Below are 20,786 nucleotides of genomic sequence, written 5' to 3'. Positions count from 1 at the left end.
TGCAGTTATCCCTGTTTTAAAGTAATGAACTACTGTTTTACCACCTTGGTTTTGGCTAATTTATCATGCAATGTTTGGCGTTTTTCACTCAGCGCAAAAATGTGATCGATGATGGTAATAATCGGCATAAACAACATATTTAAGATAATAAAAATAAAGCTACGTAGCGTAAAGGCGCGCATGAGGCTTACTTTTTCACCTGTTTCGGCATCTACAATTTTAATTTTAGTCAGTTTTTTACCAATGCTTTGTCCCGATTTTGCCAACATAAATGCTTGAATACCAAGCATAATCAAAATATAAATGAACATCGCTTGCCATGCTTCCATGGGAATAAGGGTAAATAATTGTTGTTGTAGTTGCACGGCTTGATTGGGACTGTCTGTAGCTTGCATTTTTTGTTGAATTTCAGAGAGTTCATTAAACTGCTCTGCTTTTAAGAAAAATGATGGAATGGCGGCGGCAGGTAACCACAGAAGTAAATCGATCACTTTGGCCAATACCCGTGTAGGTATAGATGCCAGTTCATTATTTAGCGCTGCCTTTTTTTCAATTTTTACTTGATGAACATCCTGATTCTGAAAGTGTGTCGGTTCAGATGGAGCGGGATTATAACCTATCGGTTGATATACAAGCTTACCTTGGGTTAATTCACCTAAAGCCTTCCATTCGGTCATACCTTCATGCCAGACCAAGTCTGTAAGCAGAACTTGTTGACTTGTGAGCATTTGATTCAGTTGCTCTAAGGTGTATGGACCAGCTTGTTGATTATTACGAGCCAAGTAAATTTGCATAAAATTAATATCTCAAAAATTGAAATTGAAAAAAAGACCCACGGATGGGTCTTTTTTTAACACGTTTTGTTAACCTTGTTGAGCTTTTTCTTCAGCAAGGAAGAACCAAGTGTCTAAAACCGAGTCCGGATTTAAAGAAACAGACTCAATGCCTTGTTCCATTAACCATTTTGCAAGATCTGGATGATCCGATGGACCTTGACCACAAATACCAACGTATTTGCCCGCTTTGCGGCACGCATGAATTGCCATAGACAGTAATGCTTTTACGGCGGGATCACGCTCATCAAATAAGTGAGAAACAATACCAGAGTCACGGTCTAGACCGAGCGTTAACTGTGTTAAGTCATTAGAGCCGATTGAGAAGCCATCAAAGTGCTCAAGGAACTGTTCAGCCAACAATGCGTTGGTTGGTAGTTCACACATCATGATCACTTTAAGACCATTTTCACCACGTTTAAGACCATTTTGTGCCAACAATTCCATCACACGTTTCGCTTCTGCCACAGTACGCACAAAAGGAATCATAATTTGAATGTTGGTCAAGCCCATTTCGTCACGTGCTTTTTTCAAGGCACGGCATTCAAGCTCGAAACAATCACGGAAATTATCAGAAACATAACGGCTTGCACCGCGGAAACCCAACATTGGATTTTCTTCTTCTGGTTCGTACAGTTTACCGCCAATTAAGTTCGCATATTCGTTTGACTTAAAGTCAGACATACGAACAATCACCGGTTTGTCGGCAAAAGCTGCAGCAAGGGTAGAGATACCTTCAACCAATTTTTCAACATAGAATTCAATTGGAGATGAGTAACCGGCAGTACGTGCCATAACCGCAGCACGCGTTTCACGTGGCAAGCTATCAATATTTAATAGTGCTTTAGGATGCACACCAATCATACGGTTGATGATGAATTCTAAACGTGCAAGGCCAATTCCTTCGTTCGGAATGGTTGCAAAGTCAAATGCGCGATCTGGGTTACCCACGTTCATCATAATTTTGAACGGAAGTTTTGGCATAGATTCAATTGAATTACGTTGAATTTCGAAATCCAAAGAACCTTCATAAATAAAGCCCGTATCACCTTCAGCACAAGATACAGTCACTTCTTGACCATCAACCAGTACTTCAGTTGCATTGCCACAACCCACAATTGCTGGGACACCCAGTTCACGCGCAATAATCGCTGCGTGACAAGTACGACCACCACGGTTGGTGACGATAGCCGCAGCACGTTTCATAACCGGTTCCCAATCTGGATCGGTCATATCAGAAACTAAAACGTCACCAGGTTGTACTTTGTCCATTTCTTTGATTGAGGTCACAATACGAACGCGACCCGAACCAATACGCTGACCGATTGAACGACCTTCACAAATCACGGTGCCTTTTTGCTTAAGCAAATAGCGCTCCATGGTGCCGACATTTTCACGGCTTTTAACGGTTTCAGGGCGTGCTTGAACGATATAGATTTCACCGTCGTCGCCATCTTTTGCCCATTCAATATCCATCGGTGAATCGTAATGGTTTTCAATGATCAAGGCTTGTTTTGCCAATTCTTGCAACTCATGATCATTTAAAGAAAACTGTTGACGTTCTTGTTTGTCGACATCGACTACAATCACTGATTTTCCAGTCACGCCTTCTTCACCATAAATCATCTTTTGATGTTTAGAGCCAAGGTTGCGACGTAGGATTGAATGTCTTCCTGCATTTAATAATGGTTTAGAAAGGTAAAATTCATCAGGGTTTACAGCACCTTGAACGACCATTTCACCCAAACCATAAGATGAAGTAATAAACACCACATCACGGAAACCAGATTCAGTGTCAAGTGTAAACATTACACCAGCTGCACCTGTTTCAGAGCGCACCATGCGTTGGATACCCGCAGAGAGGGCAACCACTTCATGTTTAAAGTTTTGATGTACGCGATAAGCAATAGCGCGGTCATTATAAAGAGAAGCAAATACTTCTTTGATCGCGATCAATACGTTGTCGATACCGCGAATATTCAAGAAAGTTTCTTGTTGACCGGCAAAAGAGGCGTCCGGTAAATCTTCTGCAGTTGCAGATGAACGAACGGCAACCGCGATATCAGGGTTGCCGTTAGATAGTTCTGCGAAAGCGTGACGAACTTCTTTTTCAAGTTCTGCTGTAAGCGGAGTATCGACAATCCATTGACGAATTTTTGCACCAGTTTCTGCAAGCGTGTTTACATCATCAACATCTAACGTTGATAGCTCTGCTTGAATTTTAGCGTTTAGCCCACTTTGCTCGAGAAATTCACGATAAGCATCAGCTGTAGTTGCGAAGCCACCTGGTACTGAAACACCAGCATTAGATAAGTGGCTGATCATCTCGCCTAAAGATGAGTTTTTCCCACCTACAAGTTCAACGTCGTGTTTCCCTAATTTTTCTAGACCAATTACGCGCGCTTCCAAAGTTGTTACTCCACTTTTGCAGTATTAATCACTATCTTGGCATCAAATTATAACAAATCGCTTCGCTTTTTGGTTTTACGCAACGACAGTCATGTAAGATCGGTTTACTATAAAGATTTTAAAGCACTTAGACAAATATTTAAGGAGAATTTTAATGTCAGAAGGTAAACAAATTAAGCGCAGCGTGTTTTTCATCTCAGACGGTACAGCCATTACCGCTGAAACCCTTGGCCACTCCTTGCTCGCTCAGTTTCCTCATGTTGATTTTGACATTCATATCATTCCTTATATTACCTCTGAAGAAGCGGCAATGAATGTGGTGGCGGAAATTAATCGACGTTCCGAGCAAGATGGAGAGCTGCCATTGGTGTTTGATACGCTTATTGATCCGTATGCGCGTGATATTATTAACACTGCAAATGCTGTCAATCTTGATGTTTTTGAAGGGCTTATTGGTAAGCTGTCGGAAGTGCTAGGTACAGCGCCTACAACTTTAGTCGGGCAGACCCATGCTGTGACCGATTCGGAGTCATATAAAGCCCGTATTGATGCTGTACATTTTGCTTTAGACAATGATGATGGCGCACGTACACGTCATTACGACAAAGCTGATTTAATTTTAATTGGCGTATCGCGCTCTGGAAAAACCCCAACCTCCATTTATTTGTCCTTACAATTTGGGATTCGGGTTGCAAATTATCCTTTGACTGAAGAAGATTTAGACGACAATCGCTTACCAAGTGTATTAAAAGCACACAAACATAAATTATTTGGTTTGATGATTGATGCTGAGCGTTTGGTTGCAATTCGTACTGAGCGCAAAGCCAATAGCCGTTATGCCAGTTTTAGTCAGTGCCAGATGGAGCTTCGGGCAGTCGAAGGGATTTATATTTCAGAAGGAATTAAATATTTAAATGTCTCTGAGATGTCGATTGAGGAAATCTCCACTCGTGTTTTACAGATGACCGGTTTAAAACGTCGGATTGGTTAATTGTCATTACATTTTATGCGTATAAGAGTCTACATGCAGACACTTATTTTATGACTTGCATTAAATGATTGGATCAAAAGACTAAGTTAATCGGTAGCGACTTAAGCTGTCAAAAAATAATTCTCAATATATTGAAAATAGTTGGGTATAAAAAAGAGATCCATATCCATTGATCTCTTTTTTTATCGTGGCATTTTAATATGTGGTAATGATTATATCGGCTGAATGTTCAACGCCATCCATGCTCTGTAGTGCGTGATCGCTAATTTTTACCAGCGGCCAAGTCACCAGCCTACAGTTTTTACGTTGTAGCGCGGCATAGTAACTATCGGATTTAAAAAATACTTTATTTTCACTGGCTGAATTTGGCATCAGTTGACTTTTTAGCCAATTGTCCGTCACTTGCGATTCAAGATGACGAATGGCCAATAAGGATTTAATTCGGCTGTTAAATAAACGACGATTCTTTACCATTAGCGGATGTGAAAGTAGTTTGTGAATCCCTCTTTCGGTATGTGGTAATACAAAATGTGGAATAATTTGAAAGACTTCTACTGCTTTGGCAGTGTTGCAAATCTGCTCTAAATGGCACACGGTCATTTGGTTGGCACCCACAATGGCCACAGTCAAACCCGAAAAATCAAAAGTTTTAATCTGCTCAGCAGTTAGTAGCGTTCCTTTAAAATTTTGGAAAAAATCAGCTGAATTCTGAAAGAAACCATCCAATGGATCTTTTTTCTTATTAACCATTTTTCTATCCGTCCTTGTTGTACTTGTATGTTTTAGCTGTATCGCTATTGATATAACCAACATTCAACTTCTGGTAAAGTTTTTTGTACATGCTTGACAGTCATCACAAGGTTAGAGTCTTTATAAATAACGCTGTAATCGGATTTAAAACGAGATGGTGTTTTATAGATAAAGAGACAGAATAAAGCAATTTATAGCCTTTGATTTAATACACTGAATAAGTTATTGGTTAACCCATAAATTGACCGAATAGATTAAACAGTGTAAGAAATTGAACTTGATCAGTAGGTCTTAGATTACTGTTTTCATAAAGTTTAATGTGATGTTAATCATCATCGTGCTGAATTTTTTCAAATTCGCTAGCGCCGTAGTTGGGTACATGTGGAAGCTGGGTATGTGTGCGTAAATAATCTAAATCACGAATGTTTTTTTGGACTGCCACAGCCCCAAATAGACTCAGTAAAAAAGCCATAATATAAAAACCTTTTTCACTTAATTGAAGTGAGGCATTCCATAGACCAATTGCAAGTAAAGCCACGCAAATGATGATAGAGGCCCAACACAGTCCATAATAGATAGTGGTAACTTGTACGCCTTCAAGTTTATCGCGGACAATCTTTTGTAAGGAAATTGAAGCAAATAGGCCATATAAAATTAAGATCAAATAATAGCCTTTTTCATTTAGCAGCATATCTGCATTGAATAAGCCAATAATATAAGCAGCAGCACCTGCAATCAGGGCAACCCAACTTGCGGCAATGAATGCCGAGGTTGGTTTATTAATATATTGATTCATACGGGTTTCCATTTTTATATCAGCTTGTTTTTATATCACTATTATGCCGAAGTTACAGCAGATCGCAAAGATTGTTTGCGCTGATTGAAATAAACTCAGATATCGGGCGACATGAATCACGCACCATAAAAAATAGCACCTGAGATAGGTGCTATTTCACTACAACATAAAGCAGGCTTATGCCGTTTTAATATTCATTAAGCGTTCAAAGTTCTCAAGACGCTTATCGGTATCGTAAATATCACAAGTGAATATAAACTCATCTACGTCGTATTGTTCTAGCAGTTGTTGCAAACCAGCTTTAACCGTTTGCTCTGAACCAATTTGTGCCATTGCATAAAAATTATCGACTGACATTTTCTCTGCTGGCGACCACAAACCTTGCATGCTCTCAACAGGAGCTTTTAGTTTTAAGCTTTGTCCGCGCATTAAGCCCAGTACACGTTGATAAGCACTGGTGGCCAAGTATTGTGCTTCTTCATCCGTTTTTGCCACCACCACAGGCACACCCATAGAAATATAAGGTTGATCTAAATATTCAGACGGCTGAAAATTCTCTTTATAAACTTGAATGGCTTGTTGCAACATGCGCGGTGCAAAATGTGAAGCAAATGAATAGGGCAGGCCTAATTTAGCAGCCAAATGTGCACTAAATAAGCTCGAACCCAACAACCATACTGGTACATGGGTATTTTGACCCGGTGTAGCCACAATACGTTGTTGTGCAGTGGGTGCTTTAAAATATTGTAGAATTTCTTGTACATCTTGCGGGAACTGATCTTCGGTTTCTTGGCGACCACGGCGCAGGGCGCGCATGGTGATTTGATCGGTGCCGGGTGCTCGACCTAAGCCTAATTCGACGCGATCAGGATATAGTGTGGCCAAGGTGCCAAATTGTTCTGCGACCACTAACGGTGCATGATTAGGCAACATAATACCGCCAGAACCCACCTTTAAGCTTTCTGTATTGGCCAGAATATAGCCCAATAAAACTGCCGTAGCTGAACTGGCAATGCCATCCATATTGTGATGTTCTGCAAGCCACAACCGTTTATAGCCCAATTGTTCTGCTTTTTTTGCAACGTCCAGTGCATGATGAAGTGAAAACTGAATGCTTTTATCATCACGAACAGGAGCAAGTTCAAGAATTGAAAATGGAGTGTCTTTTAATAAGCGCATCTGTTTTCTCAGTCATTAGAGTTAACTAATAGCATACGACGATGGATTGATTTTGTATATCGTTTTTTTTCGATATATTGAGGTCTTTATGTGTTTTTATAATTTGATCGGCATTAAAAAAGCACTCAAAAGTGCTTTAAATTTAATGAATCTTTGATTGGTATAGGTTTAACGACGACGATAATTGCCGCTGTAATTGCGATCGTTGTAACGATATTTACTGTTGCGATAGCCTTTTTTATTATAGCGATAACGGTCGTCATTGTCGTAGTCATCATCATTATAACGACGATCTTCGCTGACCTTTTTACCTAATAATGAACCGCCTGCAGCACCTAAAGCTGAACCCACATAGCCACCGGTAGTACCTGCTACATTTTTGCCCAAGGTATAACCGCCCACACCACCTAAACCACCACCAATAGCTGCACCAGTACGGTCGCGTTTATTGGCTGAAACAGCAGCACCGCCTGCGCCACCGATGGCTGAACCAATCATGGCACCGGTATTGCCGCCCATATTTTTACCGATGGCTGTACCTACAACGCTACCTAAAGCGGATGTTAAAGCGACATTGGTGCTATTGCCTGCATAGGTTGTGGTTGCGCCGAGTGCTGAAGTTGCTATGACAGCAGCAAAAAGAATTGAATTAAATTTCATCGTACACTCCTTTGCGAAGGTGTTATTTTGTCTTCATTCTAATGTAATGAAAAATTTCGAAAGGAAGATGGATAGGATGTTAGCGCTCTGTATTTTTTATCTGCTTATTTCATTCATAATTTCTAAATGCGAACTATTACGTTATTTTCATAGAGCAATAATCCACATATTGCCAATCGGTAAAACTATAAAAATAAAAAGTGAACCAAGAGCAATCAATCGCTGCGGATACAAAATAATCAATCCAATCCAAGCCACATTTGCTTGATCTAGAGTGAAATTTCACATCTCAGGTAAGAGGTTAGGATAGACAGGACAGATGACGCATATTTTTATTCAATAAAAGCTATTGCCTGAAGCTGTACGATTATCAATTGATGACGGGAATTTGCTGCGCATCAAAAAAGCACCCGAAGGTGCTTATATTATTTTAGTTAACTCACTGGGAATTAACGATAATGACGATAATGTTTTTTAGAGCGTTTTTTGTATGAACGTTGGTCAGCACGACGATCTTGCGATACTTTTTTACCCAGTACAGAACCACCAGCAGCACCTAAAGCAGAACCGACATAACCACCGGTTGTTCCGCCGACATTTTTACCGACTGCATAACCACCAACACCGCCTAGACCACCACCAATTGCAGCACCTGTACGATCACGTTTGTTGGCTGAAATAGCTGCACCACCTGCACCACCAATGGCTGAACCAATCATTGCGCCGGTATTACCGCCCATTTGTTTACCTAGCGCTGTTCCTGCAACACTACCTAATGCCGAAGTGGCTGCAACACGAGCAGTATTGTTGGCATGTGCGCTCACTGCCATCATAGAAGATACAGCCAATGTCGCGCTTAATAACAATGCATTCATTTTCATGATTAACTCCGTGTCCAAGAAACAGACGTTATAATTAAATTATTTCGATGAGGTGAATGTAACAAAAATATTTTCAAACAATATGGAGATCATCTACTAGAGTTATGTGGTTTGGTGATTGCTTTGTAAGTTTTTTTTAACACGATGGAGAAAAGTGCATGAAAGATGTATTTGTTGAGCAAAGGCTAATCAAATAGTGAATTATTCACTTTATTTGTCTGTCATGGCTTTTGGATAAACGGTGCTGTGCTTACGATATCTATGTCATTTAAGCCGTAGAATCGTTACACTAAGCACAATTTTTTCGCTGATCTATGTTCAATTTAGACATAGAGATGGCCTTTGTACTGAGATATTTTTTAACATGAAAGAATCGTTACGTTTACGATTAGATCAACTTTCTGACCGTCATGAAGAATTAAATGCATTACTTGCAGATATAGAAGTCATTTCTGATAATAAACGCTTTCGTCAATTATCACGTGAGCACAATGACTTATCAGAATTAACTGACGTTTGGAAAAAGTATACCCAAGCAGAAAAGGACATCGAAACGGCAGAAGCAATGCTGTCTGATCCTGACTTTAAAGAAATGGCACAAGAAGAGATTAAGGACAATAAAGCCATTATTGCTCAGCTTGAAGCTGCGTTAAATATCTTAATGATTCCCAAAGATCCCAATGATGCCAACTCTGCCTATTTGGAAATTCGTGCTGGAACCGGTGGCGATGAAGCTGCGATCTTCTCCGGTGATTTATATCGCATGTACAGTAAATTCGCTGAAACCCAAGGTTGGCGTTTAGAAGTGTTGTCTGAAAATAATGGCGAACATGGCGGCTACAAAGAAGTGATTTGCCTGATTAATGGTGAAGGCGTGTATGGTCGTTTAAAATTTGAAAGTGGCGCGCACCGCGTACAGCGTGTGCCGGCAACAGAATCGCAAGGTCGTGTGCATACCTCTGCATGTACCGTGGCCATTTTACCTGAAGTAGATGTCGATACCTCGGTTGAAATCAATTCATCTGAGCTGCGCATTGATACTTACCGTGCTTCAGGTGCTGGTGGTCAGCATATTAATAAGACCGATTCCGCTGTACGTATTACCCATTTACCCACGGGTACTGTGGTTGAATGTCAGGATGAACGTTCTCAACATAAAAATAAAGCCAAAGCGATGGCTTTATTGGTGTCGCGTTTAGAAAATGCCAAACGTGCTGCGGTAGATGCAGCCACTTCAGAGATGCGCCGTGATTTAGTTGGTTCCGGCGATCGTTCAGAGCGTATTCGGACTTATAACTATCCACAAGGCCGCATGACCGATCATCGTATTAATCTTACCTTGTATAAGTTAGATGCGGTGATGGAAGGCGACTTAACCGAATTATTAGACAGTTTACATCGTGAATATCAAGCGGATCAATTGGCGATGCTTGCACAGCAGAATGGTGGTTAATGAATATTGCACAGGCGTTGGCCTTACGTGGTGAAGCAGAAAGTTATGAGCGCCAAGAAAATGCGTGGTTGCTCGAACATATTACTAAAATTGATTCTTTTGATTTGGTGATGAAATTAAAGCAAGAATTAACGCCAGAGCAAGAGCAAGAATATGTGGCCAGTTTGGCACGTATTGAAGCGGGTGAACCGTTGGCGTATGTCACAGGTTCACAGCCATTTTGGACGTTAGATTTAAAAGTGACCAAAGATACCTTGGTGCCGCGCCCAGATACCGAAGTGTTGGTGGAAACGGTATTACGTTTAGATTTGCCTGAGGATGCACGCATTGTGGATTTAGGCACAGGCACCGGTGCAATTGCTTTATCGCTTGCCAGTGAACGTCCAGATTGGGCAATTACGGCCACCGATATTTATCAGCCCACTTTAGAAGTGGCACGTTTTAATGCGGAACAGCATGATTTAACGCAGGTAAAATTTGCCTGTGGTTCATGGTTTAAAGCATTAGAGCGTAATCAATTCTTTGATGTGATTGCCTCTAATCCACCTTATATTGATGCTGAAGACAAGCATATGTCGAATTTGGCAGCGGAGCCAAAACGTGCATTGGTGGCAGACAAGCATGGTTTATCAGATATTGAATTTATTGTGCAGCAAGGTAAAAAATGGCTTGCAGCACGAGGTTGGATCGTCATTGAGCATGGTTATGATCAGGCGGATGCGGTGCGAACCATCTTTACCAATGCTGGTTTTCGTAAGATTGATACCGTTAAAGATTATGGCGGCAATGACCGTGTGACATTAGGGCAGTGGCAGAATTAATTTTCTGAAGATGCCTTAAATGTTTTAAAATCAAAAATCCCTGTTCTTATGAATAGGGTTTTTTTATGGCTTAATGTGTTTGAAATGACGTTATTTTTTGTGGTTTTTGCTGTGGTTTTTGCTGTGGTTTTTACTGATGTTAAACATGATTGACTGAACTGGGCGATGATACAGAATTGGTATCAATGCCGTAAGCGTAGAGATGATAGCTATTACAATCGTTGTTTATTTGAGCCCATCAGCATCAAAAATATACATATGTAACCACAATGTCATTCTTTTGTCATTACACATTAAATCTTGGTGTTTAGATTGATTTAAAAAAACGACTTGGTTAAGTCGTTTTTTATTGATTCTTTTTTACATCGGAAAATCATGTAAAGCATCAGGGATTTCAAGCTGCGCAAGTGCATTGGTTTCAAGCGCTAAACACAGTGCTACAATTTTTGCAGTATCTGCAAGCGATGTAGCCTCTTTTAAGGCCAGACCGGATTGTAAGTTTTGAATATTCTCCAGCGTAATATCAAGTGCTTGCGCCGTTGCAATCGCATCCTCTTGTGCAAAAAATCTTGCGACAGTATTTTGAAGTGCGTTATCTGGAGCATTTAAAATGCCGTCACGAAATAGCACATCAAATTGAGCGCTGTGCGTATTAAGAGAGTGGGAGAAATTTTGCACTAAATTGTGTTCTAGTACATCAATCATTTTAAGCATGATAGAACCTTTAATCTCAGGTGGTTTCACAGGGAGAGTACAGCAGGAGCAGCATAAAAGTATGCTGTTAAATTGAGTGAAAAATAACCTATTTTAAGGGATTTTGCAAATATCTTCAGATAAGTGGATTATTTTAATTTTAAAGCAATCAAAAACTGAGTGGTTATTAACAACCAATGGCGTTGAGTAAATATAAACTGTCCACTAGAGCTTATTTTGTCGATATGCACCCGGACTGACACCGGTCCACTTCTTAAAAGCACGATGAAATGCGCTGGGATCGTGAAAACTCAGTTCATCGCTAATGTCTTGTAAACTTTTTTCGGTTTTGGTTAGAAACTCAATAGCGCTATCACGGCGGATATCATTTTTGAGTTGTTGATAACTCACACCTTCACTTTTTAGACGTCTTTGAATGGTGGCATCGGACATATTCAGGCGCTGCGCAATTTCATTGAGTTCTAGCCAGTCAGTAGGTGCAACATTCATCAGATGTTTACGTATTTGTGAACTCACAGCATGCGGATTTTTAAAACGAACCAATAAGTTCTGTGGCGTTTGTTGAATAAATCGATACCAAGATTGCTGATCTTGTTTAATCTGAATATTTAAATAATTAGCATCAAACTGAATATAATTTTCACTACAATTATATTGAATATCTTGGCAAAAACGCACTTTATAATCTTGATCATCTAGCGGCGCATCGCATTTTAATTGGATTTGTTTAATTAAAATTCTTTGTCCAGCCAGCCAACACATTAAGCCATGAATGAGCATTAAATAGGTGGCATAACTGAACATTCTCTTGGTCTGTTTTTGCTCATAAATAACGATATAAGCATAGTTTTCTTGCACAAAAAGCTGGCTGATAAAATCATCTAGCAGTAAGTTTAAAAATTGTAAAATATGCTGTAGTGCTTTTTTTAAGGTTTCTGCCTGCATCACGGATTGAGATAAAAGTTTAAAGCTACCACGGCGCATGGCATGACTGTCCATGCCAAAAAATTCATCATTCATGACATCGGCAATTTCTACCCAAAGCTGTGCGTATTGAGAAATAGAAACACGCGCCTTTGCTGAGTGGAGTAGCTCAAGCGTAATGCCGGCTTTAAGCAACATTGCCTCTATATTTAGGCCGCGTTGCTGTGCAGAGCAGAGTGCTTCATGCACTAGACTGATTGAAATTGTACCTTTGCTGTCCTCTAGATTTACGTCACTCATGTGTTGCTGTCCATGCTCATCTTATGTCTATGCTTGATGAAGATAAATTCAATTGTCCAAAAGCATCAGATCAGATGCCATATTTGGAAATTGTACTTTAGCTGAACTGGATTTACTCTGCATCTTAAGTCGTGTGTTTATTCAAAAAAATGAATAGGAAAATAAAATGAAAATTCAAGGGAAAGTATTTGTCATTACCGGTGCAGCATCAGGACTAGGTGCAGCCACGGCCACTTATTTGGCGGGTCAAAATGCCAAAGTGATTCTGGTGGATATGAATCAAGAACTGGGTTTAAAAATGCAACAGCGTCTAGGGCCAGATGCTTTATTTGTACAATTAGATGTGACCGATGAGCATGCAGTTAAAGTGTTTTTTGAAAATATTGAACAGCAATATGGCCAGCTTAATGGGCTGGTAAATTGTGCTGGCATTGCACCATCGGCCAAAGTGTTAGGACGTGATGCTATTCATGAGCTGACGCTGTTTCAAAAAGTCTTAAATATTAATGTAAGTGGCACATTTAACATGATTCGTTTTGCAGTCAGCCTGATGGCCAAATACGCGCTGCAAGCGGGCGAAGAAGAGCGTGGCGTGATTATCAACACTGCTTCAGTTGCGGCATTTGAAGGCCAAATTGGACAAACAGCTTATGCGGCTTCTAAAGGTGCTGTGGTGGCGATGACATTGCCACTGGCACGCGAACTGGCACGTGAGGCAATTCGGGTGATGACGATTGCGCCGGGCATTATGGAAACCCCGATGTTACAAGCTATGCCACAAAATGTACAAGATGCACTGGGGCAAATGGTGCCGTTTCCACCCCGTTTAGCCAAACCTGAAGAGTTTGCGCATTTGGTGGGGCATATTTTTGAAAACAGCTATTTAAATGGTGAAGTGATCCGCTTAGATGGTGCAATTCGTATGCAACCAAAGTAACTGAAAATCAGGCTGTATTGATGTGGTTTGGATATGATGAAAACACAACAGTGGCGATGTCTTTGCTTGATGCATGCGTAGCAAAAATGATTTGCTGTCTTGGAGTTAAAATTCTTTTTGGAATCAGATTTAAAAAATAAATCTGATTCCTGTGGTGATTTAAAGGCGCGTGCGCTTTAAAAATTGAATAAGAAAATGAATCTGAAAAGGGATGCTCAATGATTTTAAATGACGAACAAAAAATGGTGCAGCAAATGCTGCGCAGTTATTCACAAAACAAGCTGAAACCGACGGCCGCACAACGCGATAAAACGGCCCAATTTCCGGCGGAAGAACTAAAAGAATTGGGTGCGCTGGGTGCTTTGGGTATGACCGTGTCTGAGCAATGGGGCGGTGCAGGCTTAGATTATGTTTCGTTGGTGCTGGCTTTAGAGGAAATTGCGGCCGGAGATGGCGCGATTTCCACTATTGTTAGTGTACAAAACTCACTGCCGTGTGGCATTACCCAGCGCTACGGAACAGAGCAGCAAAAGCAGCGCTATTTAACCAAATTGGCGACAGGTGAATGGCTGGGCTGTTTCTGTCTGACCGAGCCGCAAACCGGATCGGATGCCAGCGCCTTGGAGTGTAAGGCCGAACGTCAAGGTGATGAGTGGGTGCTAAATGGTATCAAGCAATTTATTACCACCGGCAAAAATGCGCAAATTGCTTTGGTTTTTGCGGTGACGGATAAAACGTTAGGTAAAAAAGGGATCTCGTGTTTTTTAGTGCCGACCGATACTGAGGGCTATATTGTTTCGCGTTTAGAAGAAAAAATGGGGCAACATTGTTCAGATACCGCCACTATTATCTTTGATAATTGCCGTATTCCAGCGGAAAATTTACTCGGTCAAGAAGGTGAAGGTTACAAGATTGCTTTATCTAATTTAGAGTCTGGTCGAATTGGTATTGCTGCACAATCGGTAGGGATGGCACGTGCCGCTTTTGATGCGGCGGTAGAATATGCCAATCAACGTAAAGCCTTTGGTGTGGAAATTGTGCAGCATCAAGCGGTGGCATTTCGTTTGGCGGATATGGCCACTCAAATTGAAGCGGCGCGTCAGTTGGTATTGCATGCGGCCACTTTAAAAGATGCCGGTTTTGCCTGTTTAAAAGAAGCCTCTATGGCCAAACTCTTTGCATCTATCATGGCGGAGCGCGTCTGTTCAGATGCGATTCAAATTCATGGCGGCTATGGCTATGTATCAGATTTTCCTGTAGAGCGTATTTACCGTGATGTTCGGGTCAGCCAAATTTATGAAGGTGCATCAGACATCCAACGGTTGGTGATTGCGCGTGAAGTGACCAAAACCTAAAGCGACGAATCTTTGATTTTGCGTGCTTGTCCAAAAGTGGCATTTATATTGATGGATATGGAAATTGTCGCACATCGTTAATAATGTTTAGCTAGCTAAAGAACTGGATTTCGACTTAAAAAATACGCAAGTAATGTGTATTTAAACTCACAACAACAATCAAAATAGATTAATAGGACATACGTGCATAGCCACTGAAAGCTATGTCTTTATTATTAAAATGGATAAGAGGTGGATCAGGATGAAAACATTACAACAAGCACATCAAGAGTTTGATTTTGAGAGATTTTTAAGTGAACAACTGGTGGGTTCATCTGGTGCTGTGAATGCCTATGTGGAGTGTTGCCAGCGTTACGTCGGTTTAAATAAAACCGCCTTAATTTGGCAAGGTAAAAATGGTCAATCCGCCACTTGGACCTTTGAACAATTGGCAGAAGCATCGGGTAAATTGGCGCATTATTTTAGTTCCTTGGGTTTAAAAGCCGGCGATTGCATTGCCGGTTTACTGCCCCGTACTCCAGAGTTACTCATTACCATTTTAGCCACATGGCGTATGGGCGCAATCTACCAGCCGTTATTTACCGCTTTTGAATCCAAGGCCATAGAACATCGTATTAATACGGCAAGAACGCAATTAATTGTCACCAATGAAGAGCAGCGATCAAAACTGAATAATCTTGCTATAGAACATGTTTTAACGGTGCATGAATTAGACACCTTAAGTCAGCAAGATGATGATTTTTGGACGGAAATCAACTTACAATCTGCAAGCTTTGAATCCGTGATGGCAAGCTTTGAAGATGATTTTTTAATGATGTTCACCTCAGGCACCACAGGTTTAGCAAAATCCGTTCCTGTGCCACTTAAAGCATTGTTGGCCTTTAAGGGCTATATGACCTATGCGGTGGATTTACGTGCAGAGGATTCTTTCTGGAATTTGGCAGATCCCGGTTGGGCCTATGGTTTGTATTATGGTATTGCCGGACCGTTAAGTTTAGGTCACAGCATTATTATGGATGAACGTGCATTTAGCGTAGATAACGCCGTGCAAATTATTCAAAAATATAAAGTCAGTAACTTAACTGGTTCACCAACAGCTTTTCGTATGTTCTTTGGCTTTAAAGAAAAATTCGATCCTTCAATCAAAGCACATTTACGTGTGGTCAGTAGTGCCGGTGAGCCTTTAACCCCAGAAGTGATTCATTGGTTTAACCACGATTTAAACGTTAATATTTATGATCAATATGGTCAAACTGAGTTGGGAATGGTGATTGCCAATCATCATGCTTTAGCGCATGAAAAGAAAGTTGGCTCGGCAGGTTATGCCATTCCGGGGCACCGTTTTGCAGTGTTAAATCATGCCCATCAAGAAGTAGAGGCGGGTGGTATTGGCACGCTGGCCATTGATTACGCTCAGTCACCTTTGGCTTGGTTTAATGGCTACGATGGACATAATCGTAAATCATTTGTCGGGCATTATTATTTAACTGGCGATACGGTACGTTTAAATGAATTCGGTGGCATCGACTTTATTGGACGTGCAGACGATGTCATTACAACGTCAGGCTATCGTGTTGGGCCTTTTGATGTGGAAAGTACCTTACTTGAATGCGAAGAAGTGCTTGAGTCTGCAGTGATTGGTAAGCCGGATCCAGAGCGTACTGAAGTGGTAAAAGCATTTGTGGTGCTTAAAGCGCAATTTTCAGCTTCCGATGCGCTAAATCATAAACTGCAAGACTATGTGCGCTCACGTTTATCTAAACATGCTTATCCGAAGGAAATTGAGTTTGTCAGCGAGTTGCCAAAAACCTCAAGTGGGAAAATTCAACGTAATTTGCTTAAACAGCAAGAAATTGCTAAAGCGCAGGGCATTCAAAAGGTCGGTTAGCAGCCATTCAATAACGATCGCTTAAAAAAACCGTCTTAATGACGGTTTTTTTAAAGTATTGATTTTCTTAATGCGGGAAGGTTAGACCACATTTTAAGCATTCTGCGACATATAAATGCTTGGTTTCATATTCAATAAATTGATGTCTACAGATTAATTGTTTAACAACGACGAACATATTTTGTACTCCAAACATAAAAAACGTCTCACGACGGGGCAGCTTGCAGCTTGATTCTTTGGAAAGACTCTTCATTCAACAGGCATCACATTTATTTGATGCGTATTAAAATGAATTTGTTATAAGTGGATAAAGGCCTAGTCAATGGCAGACTAAGATATTCATTTATCAACTGAATACTGCACCTAGTATACGTTTTAATAAAAATTTGTCAAATTTCAACAATTTAAATAAAATAAGCTCGGGTGTTGAAGTCTTTATATAGCCGTGCCTTTATCCGCTGCTGATTTTAAACGGCACAGAATAATCGCTCAATATGCTTTATAATTCGCCCAGCTTTTAAATCAGTAATGCTGCAAGTGGAATAAACTCATGACTCATTCAATCGACATGAACTTAGCGTTAAGTGATGATGAAATGCATCTGTATTCTCGGCAAATTTTGCTTGAGGGTTGGGATATAGACGCGCAAGAAAAACTTAAACTTGCCAATATCTTAATTGTGGGCTGTGGTGGAATTGGCTGTAGCAGTGCAGAATTATTGGCGCGCGCTGGCGTTGGACAAATTACTTTAATTGATGCGGATACCGTTGAGATGAGTAATTTACAACGTCAAATTGCCTATGTAGCAGAAGATATCGGTTTTTATAAAGCTGAAGTGCTGGCCAAACGCTTAAAGCGGATTAATCCACATATTCGTGTGCTGGTAGAAACATCAAAATTAGATCAACAGAATGCCCAGCAGCTTATTGCCAGTCAAGATTTGGTGTTGGATGGCTGTGATAATTTCACTACGCGTTACTTGGTCAATCAGATCTGTAAACAAGCTAATGTGCCTTTAATTAGTGCGTCTGCCATTGGTTTTCAGGGACAATTGTTGATGGTTGAAGGGCAGTCGGCTTGCTATGAATGCCTATTTCCCAAACAACAGCACGCCAGTGAAAGTTTACGCTGCGCAGATTCAGGTGTGTTGGCCACCACGCCAAATGTCATGGCCAGTTTACAGGCACATCATGCCTTATTGTATTTAGGCTTAAACAACACTGCGCTGAAGCAAAAACTCATGTTATGGGATGGTCTGACGCTGAAACAGCGTATTGTGGCTTTCGAAAAAGATACAGATTGTCCCAACTGTCAGGCAAGATAATCCTGCAAAAGAATATTTTTTTGCTACACTCGCTATAATTTAATTCTAAGCTGACATTATGAAAAACAATATCTGGTTAGATGGCCTGCGTTCAGTGGGCCGTGTGGGCGAAACTGCATTTATTGCAGCAAAAGCCGGCATTAAATACGCCACAGAAAAACCCAGCAACGCAAAGCTTATGCGTGAAACTTTTGAATCATTAGGCTCAACTTATATTAAACTTGGGCAATTTATTGCCAGTACGCCGTCATTATTTCCACGTGAATATGTCGAAGAGTTTCAAGGTTGTTTAGATCAAACCCCTTCTTTGCCTTTTAGTTATGTGCAGAGTGTTTTAGCCTCTGAATTTGCCGGTAGAAATTTAGATGAAATTTTTGCCTCAATTGACGAAAAACCTTTGGCATCTGCATCTATCGCACAAGTGCATGCGGCCAAATTGGTCACCGGTGAAGATGTGGTCATTAAAGTACAAAAACCCGGTGTAGAAACCATTTTGTACACCGACTTAAATGTTTTGCACTGGGCCACCAAGGTTTTAGAAAAAGTCGTGCCAAAAGTAAAATTTGCCTCACTGGCGGATATTGTCGATGAAATTAAAACTCGTATGGTGCGCGAAGTTGATTTTATTGAAGAAGCACAAAATATTGATGATTTCGTAAACTATCTGAATGTTACGCAAAATCATCAAGCCACAGCGCCAAGAGTTTATCATCAACATTCTACCCGCCGCGTTTTAACCATGCAGCGTTTATATGGCGTGCCATTAACCGACTTTGATGTGGTGAAAAAAGTCTCTAAAGATCCATCGCAGGTGTTAATTACTGCCATGAATACTTGGTTTGGTAGCTTAATGATGTGTAAGAGCTTCCATGCCGATTTACATGCCGGTAATCTGATGCTGCTTGAAGATGGTCGAATTGGATTTATCGACTTTGGCATTGTGGGGCAGTTAAACCCTCAAGTTTGGACGGCCAGTATTGCCTTTATGGATGCGCTGCAAAGAACGGACTATCATCTCATGGCTGAAAATATGCTAAAAATGGGCATGACCGATCAAAAAATTGATACGCAAGTATTGGCCGCTGACTTAGAGCGTCTATTTAGTGGGGTATTACTGACCGACCCACATGAAATCCTCAGCTCAAATCCAGCCGATTTAAACCACATCATGATGGATATGGTGACTGTGGGTGAGCGTCATGGCATCCGTTTCCCACGCGACTTTGCCTTGTTGTTTAAACAAATGTTGTATTTCGATCGCTTTATGCGCATTTTGGCGCCGTATACGGATATCTATGCCGATCAGCGTTTACAGATGATACAAACACTTGATTCAAGTTCATTGTTAAAAAGCTAATGGTTTAAGTTGTTGGTGCTTAAAAGAGAGGTGTTTTCAGTTCTTTTTTAAGCAGCCAAGATAGCATTTTGTTTAGTCATAGATCGTTAAAAACCACACTATTTTCTTTAAATTTTTTCTTAAAAAAGAATTTCTTGATCTACATGCATATTGGAAAAAATCATGGATGCAATCATCATTGAAGGGCTAAAGGTTGAAACAGTGGTGGGGTGTTTTAATTGGGAACGTCAAATTATTCAGCCTTTGATGCTTGATTTAATTATTCATAGCAGTTTAGAGCAAGCCTCTAATTCAGATGAGCTAGAACATACTCTAAATTATGCCGAAATTTGCGAAATATCAGCAAACGTCATTCAAGCTGCACAGCCTAAACTGATTGAAAATGCGGCAAAGCTTGTGCTGAATGCGCTTTTTACTACCTTTCCTGCGGTTGAATCGATTATGATTACTGTCCGCAAGCCTGCCATTATCGCGCAAGCAAATTCTGTAGGAATTCGTCTTGAACGCCACCGAAACGATATTCGTCTTAGCTCTGGCCAGTAACTGTCAACCCAAACAGCATTTTCAACATGCAATTCACTGTATTTCAGCTTTGGGCGTCGCACAATTTTCCAATATTTATCTGATTCCGTGTCGCGATGGCGTGGGAGAGGACTATTGGAATGCGGCATGTATATTAAAAAGTAAAATTCCCTTAGATGCGCTTTTATCTGACCTTAAACAGATGGAAATAGCAGCGGGACGAGTGCGACCTTCGCATCATATTTCTTTAGATATTGATCTAATTGCATGGGGCCGCGATCTACAACAGATGCAATTTAATGCTAAAAAGTTGCCGCTAGCATTGGACGTGAAGATTCCCATCTATGAGTTGTGGCCAGATTCTGCATTTGCACATGCTCAGCATCCGTTTCCAATTGTGCCTGATATGGGTTAAATCAAGTTGAGGTTTAAATTTAACGCTTAAAATAGCCTAAGCAAAAGATTGATTAAATTTAATATAATAATAACCAATTAAAATACTAGCTTGAAAAATCATCAAGATGTACTTATATTTTATATATAACTGATAATAAACAATATTATTCTAATTTTATTGAAAATCATAAAATTTACATCAACCATTCAATGACTTAATCAAAATAATAGAGCTGAGAAAATGATCTGAGTGAGGGAAATGCCTTTAATGGGTTTAGAGGTGAGATCGCTAAATT

The 20,786-nt window shown here is 40.5% G+C and carries 19 protein-coding genes; 10 read left to right on the top strand and 9 right to left on the bottom strand.

Annotated elements, in window-relative coordinates; translation table 11 throughout:
* Positions 1–29: 29 nt before the first annotated feature.
* Both SE27_RS08510 and ppsA read right to left on the bottom strand, forming a co-directional pair.
* Complete coding sequence (locus SE27_RS08510) at positions 30–794, bottom strand: RDD family protein (protein ID WP_039622575.1); 765 nt, start codon at positions 792–794, stop codon at positions 30–32.
* A 69-nt stretch (positions 795–863) separates the two neighbouring features.
* Positions 864–3,242 (bottom strand): phosphoenolpyruvate synthase, encoded by a 2,379-nt coding sequence (gene ppsA / locus SE27_RS08505; RefSeq protein WP_039622573.1) that lies wholly within the window; start codon positions 3,240–3,242, stop codon positions 864–866.
* A gap of 154 nt (positions 3,243–3,396) precedes the next feature.
* On the opposite strand from ppsA, the gene ppsR reads away from it, so the two are divergent.
* A complete protein-coding gene (ppsR, locus tag SE27_RS08500; protein WP_039622572.1) occupies positions 3,397–4,233 on the top strand; it encodes a posphoenolpyruvate synthetase regulatory kinase/phosphorylase PpsR in 837 nt (278 codons plus the stop codon).
* A 195-nt stretch (positions 4,234–4,428) separates the two neighbouring features.
* Here ppsR and SE27_RS08495 read toward each other — a convergent pair whose 3' ends face one another.
* The 5 genes from SE27_RS08495 to SE27_RS08475 form a co-directional block, all read right to left on the bottom strand.
* Positions 4,429–4,983, bottom strand: coding sequence for an NAD(P)/FAD-dependent oxidoreductase (locus SE27_RS08495; RefSeq protein WP_039622570.1), 555 nt, complete (start codon positions 4,981–4,983; stop codon positions 4,429–4,431).
* A 325-nt stretch (positions 4,984–5,308) separates the two neighbouring features.
* Positions 5,309–5,779 carry an inner membrane protein YiaA gene (yiaA, locus tag SE27_RS08490; RefSeq protein ID WP_039622568.1) on the bottom strand — a complete coding sequence of 157 codons (471 nt, stop codon included), beginning with the start codon at positions 5,777–5,779 and terminating at the stop codon, positions 5,309–5,311.
* Positions 5,780–5,956: 177 nt separating this feature from the next.
* Positions 5,957–6,958: an LLM class flavin-dependent oxidoreductase gene (locus SE27_RS08485; protein WP_039622567.1), complete on the bottom strand. Its 1,002-nt coding sequence runs from the start codon at positions 6,956–6,958 to the stop codon at positions 5,957–5,959.
* A gap of 168 nt (positions 6,959–7,126) precedes the next feature.
* The gene (locus tag SE27_RS08480) at positions 7,127–7,618 is read right to left on the bottom strand and encodes a glycine zipper (RefSeq protein ID WP_039622565.1); all 492 of its coding nucleotides are present in this window, start codon (positions 7,616–7,618) and stop codon (positions 7,127–7,129) included.
* Positions 7,619–8,067: 449 nt separating this feature from the next.
* Positions 8,068–8,499, bottom strand: coding sequence for a hypothetical protein (locus tag SE27_RS08475; RefSeq protein WP_039622563.1), 432 nt, complete (start codon positions 8,497–8,499; stop codon positions 8,068–8,070).
* Between the two features lie 364 nt (positions 8,500–8,863).
* On the opposite strand from SE27_RS08475, the gene prfA reads away from it, so the two are divergent.
* Both prfA and prmC read left to right on the top strand, forming a co-directional pair.
* Positions 8,864–9,952: a peptide chain release factor 1 gene (prfA, locus tag SE27_RS08470; protein WP_039622562.1), complete on the top strand. Its 1,089-nt coding sequence runs from the start codon at positions 8,864–8,866 to the stop codon at positions 9,950–9,952.
* Entirely contained in the window at positions 9,952–10,773 is an 822-nt protein-coding gene (gene prmC, locus SE27_RS08465; protein WP_039622560.1) for a peptide chain release factor N(5)-glutamine methyltransferase, read from the top strand. The genes prfA and prmC overlap by 1 nt, the downstream gene beginning before the upstream one ends.
* 360 nt (positions 10,774–11,133) lie before the next feature.
* On the opposite strand, the gene SE27_RS08460 is transcribed toward prmC, so the two are convergent.
* Together SE27_RS08460 and SE27_RS08455 are read right to left on the bottom strand one after the other, a co-directional pair.
* Entirely contained in the window at positions 11,134–11,487 is a 354-nt protein-coding gene (locus SE27_RS08460) for a hypothetical protein (RefSeq protein WP_039622557.1), read from the bottom strand.
* A 204-nt stretch (positions 11,488–11,691) separates the two neighbouring features.
* Positions 11,692–12,711 (bottom strand): AraC family transcriptional regulator, encoded by a 1,020-nt coding sequence (locus SE27_RS08455; protein ID WP_039622555.1) that lies wholly within the window; start codon positions 12,709–12,711, stop codon positions 11,692–11,694.
* 166 nt (positions 12,712–12,877) lie between these two features.
* Here SE27_RS08455 and SE27_RS08450 point away from each other — a divergent pair, with 166 nt between their 5' ends.
* The 7 genes from SE27_RS08450 to SE27_RS08420 all read left to right on the top strand — a co-directional run bounded on the left by SE27_RS08450 (position 12,878) and on the right by SE27_RS08420 (position 20,509).
* Positions 12,878–13,648: a 3-hydroxyacyl-CoA dehydrogenase gene (locus tag SE27_RS08450; RefSeq protein WP_039622553.1), complete on the top strand. Its 771-nt coding sequence runs from the start codon at positions 12,878–12,880 to the stop codon at positions 13,646–13,648.
* Between the two features lie 218 nt (positions 13,649–13,866).
* A complete protein-coding gene (locus SE27_RS08445; protein ID WP_039622551.1) occupies positions 13,867–15,003 on the top strand; it encodes an acyl-CoA dehydrogenase family protein in 1,137 nt (378 codons plus the stop codon).
* A gap of 241 nt (positions 15,004–15,244) precedes the next feature.
* Positions 15,245–16,891 (top strand): AMP-binding protein, encoded by a 1,647-nt coding sequence (locus SE27_RS08440; RefSeq protein ID WP_039622549.1) that lies wholly within the window; start codon positions 15,245–15,247, stop codon positions 16,889–16,891.
* Between the two features lie 550 nt (positions 16,892–17,441).
* Positions 17,442–18,215, top strand: a complete 774-nt coding sequence (locus SE27_RS08435) for a HesA/MoeB/ThiF family protein (protein WP_039622548.1) — start codon at positions 17,442–17,444, stop codon at positions 18,213–18,215.
* Positions 18,216–18,273: 58 nt separating this feature from the next.
* Positions 18,274–19,572: an ABC1 kinase family protein gene (locus tag SE27_RS08430; RefSeq protein ID WP_039622545.1), complete on the top strand. Its 1,299-nt coding sequence runs from the start codon at positions 18,274–18,276 to the stop codon at positions 19,570–19,572.
* Positions 19,573–19,734: 162 nt separating this feature from the next.
* Positions 19,735–20,115, top strand: a complete 381-nt coding sequence (gene folB, locus SE27_RS08425) for a dihydroneopterin aldolase (RefSeq protein ID WP_039622543.1) — start codon at positions 19,735–19,737, stop codon at positions 20,113–20,115.
* The gene (locus SE27_RS08420) at positions 20,072–20,509 is read left to right on the top strand and encodes a 2-amino-4-hydroxy-6-hydroxymethyldihydropteridine diphosphokinase (RefSeq protein WP_039622541.1); all 438 of its coding nucleotides are present in this window, start codon (positions 20,072–20,074) and stop codon (positions 20,507–20,509) included. Before folB ends, SE27_RS08420 begins: the two co-directional genes overlap by 44 nt.
* Positions 20,510–20,786 lie beyond the last annotated feature (277 nt).

Origin of the sequence: Acinetobacter harbinensis (genome assembly GCF_000816495.1) — a bacterium.
In the GTDB taxonomy this organism is placed as follows: Bacteria; Pseudomonadota; Gammaproteobacteria; order Pseudomonadales; family Moraxellaceae; genus Acinetobacter; species Acinetobacter harbinensis.
Note: the sequence above shows the minus strand (reverse complement) of the source record. Positions and strands in the feature narration are given on the sequence as shown.

Excerpts from the sequence above, each read along its gene's own strand:
- SE27_RS08440 (WP_039622549.1), top strand. The coding sequence starts at position 15,245 with ATGAAAACATTACAACAAGCACATCAAGAGTTTGATTTTGAGAGATTT.
- SE27_RS08430 (WP_039622545.1), top strand. The coding sequence starts at position 18,274 with ATGAAAAACAATATCTGGTTAGATGGCCTGCGTTCAGTGGGCCGTGTG.
- SE27_RS08450 (WP_039622553.1), top strand. The coding sequence starts at position 12,878 with ATGAAAATTCAAGGGAAAGTATTTGTCATTACCGGTGCAGCATCAGGA.
- prmC (WP_039622560.1), top strand. The coding sequence starts at position 9,952 with ATGAATATTGCACAGGCGTTGGCCTTACGTGGTGAAGCAGAAAGTTAT.
- SE27_RS08435 (WP_039622548.1), top strand. The coding sequence starts at position 17,442 with ATGACTCATTCAATCGACATGAACTTAGCGTTAAGTGATGATGAAATG.
- SE27_RS08480 (WP_039622565.1), bottom strand. The coding sequence starts at position 7,618 with ATGAAATTTAATTCAATTCTTTTTGCTGCTGTCATAGCAACTTCAGCA.
- yiaA (WP_039622568.1), bottom strand. The coding sequence starts at position 5,779 with ATGAATCAATATATTAATAAACCAACCTCGGCATTCATTGCCGCAAGT.
- SE27_RS08485 (WP_039622567.1), bottom strand. The coding sequence starts at position 6,958 with ATGCGCTTATTAAAAGACACTCCATTTTCAATTCTTGAACTTGCTCCT.
- SE27_RS08510 (WP_039622575.1), bottom strand. The coding sequence starts at position 794 with ATGCAAATTTACTTGGCTCGTAATAATCAACAAGCTGGTCCATACACC.
- prfA (WP_039622562.1), top strand. The coding sequence starts at position 8,864 with ATGAAAGAATCGTTACGTTTACGATTAGATCAACTTTCTGACCGTCAT.
- SE27_RS08460 (WP_039622557.1), bottom strand. The coding sequence starts at position 11,487 with ATGCTTAAAATGATTGATGTACTAGAACACAATTTAGTGCAAAATTTC.
- SE27_RS08495 (WP_039622570.1), bottom strand. The coding sequence starts at position 4,983 with ATGGTTAATAAGAAAAAAGATCCATTGGATGGTTTCTTTCAGAATTCA.
- ppsR (WP_039622572.1), top strand. The coding sequence starts at position 3,397 with ATGTCAGAAGGTAAACAAATTAAGCGCAGCGTGTTTTTCATCTCAGAC.
- SE27_RS08455 (WP_039622555.1), bottom strand. The coding sequence starts at position 12,711 with ATGAGTGACGTAAATCTAGAGGACAGCAAAGGTACAATTTCAATCAGT.
- SE27_RS08445 (WP_039622551.1), top strand. The coding sequence starts at position 13,867 with ATGATTTTAAATGACGAACAAAAAATGGTGCAGCAAATGCTGCGCAGT.
- folB (WP_039622543.1), top strand. The coding sequence starts at position 19,735 with ATGGATGCAATCATCATTGAAGGGCTAAAGGTTGAAACAGTGGTGGGG.
- SE27_RS08475 (WP_039622563.1), bottom strand. The coding sequence starts at position 8,499 with ATGAAAATGAATGCATTGTTATTAAGCGCGACATTGGCTGTATCTTCT.